This window comes from Neisseria sp. P0021.S007 (genome assembly GCF_051956855.1).
Genome location: NZ_JBQCXA010000319.1, coordinates 1 through 823, shown reverse-complemented (window position 1 = coordinate 823; position 823 = coordinate 1). Strand labels below are relative to the sequence as shown.

The window sequence follows — 823 nt, the reverse complement described above, 5'->3', positions numbered from 1 at the left end:
ATATTGCTGAATATCGGTAACTTTTTTGGTAAATTCTTCCTCGGTCATGGAGCTGGCGTCGGAGATGTAGCCGTAGCGTTCCGCTCCCTTGCTGCCGGCAAAGTAATTGCCCTTGTCGCGCCATGCATAGGCAATCAAGCCGTCAAACACTTCGCCGCGCATACCGGCTGAAATGCGGAAGGCGTTGTCTTTAAATAATTTTCCTCGCCCGCCGAAACGTTGTTCCTGGCGGTCGCTATCGTCCAGCATAATCGCCCATTCCATGCGGTCGAAAGAATAGGGTTTGGGATAACGGCGGTAGTCCGTACCCCAAGTTTCAGCGTGGGCGTATTCCCGCTGTTTGATGGTATTGTTGCCGGTTTCCATCTTGACTTCCATGCCGAATTTTTGATCTTTCGGCACGACGTCGTCGATTTCCAGCGTTTTCATGCTGACCGAACCGCCTATGCCGGTGCGGATGTCGCGGTTTGCCGATGCGCCTTTTTCCACATACACGCTGCTAATAAGGTTCGGGTCGATGTAATTGCGGTTGGATATGCCTTCAAATCCTCTCCATACGCTGATTGCCTGTTCCGTGCCGTCTACCGTTACCGGCACTTTTCCTTCGCCCTGAATGCCGCGTATGTTGGGATCGAGCGCGCCACTGTTGCGTGCGTCGCCGCTGTAAACTCCCGCCATACCGCCGATTAAATCGGCTACGCTGCTGCCGCGGTAGGTTTCGATTTCCTGTTTTCCTTTGTACAGGTTGCTGATGTCGCGGGTGTAGACTTGACTGCGGCCGCTTTTATCCCGGTTGCGCTGGGCTTTGACGGTAATGGTATCC

At 53.6% G+C, this 823-nt stretch carries 1 protein-coding gene; it reads right to left on the bottom strand.

Translation table 11 applies throughout. The annotated features are described in order from the left end of the window. Positions 1–823: TonB-dependent receptor plug domain-containing protein (locus ACTHUR_RS13075; RefSeq protein WP_440398939.1), on the bottom strand; the 823-nt coding region annotated here is incomplete at both ends.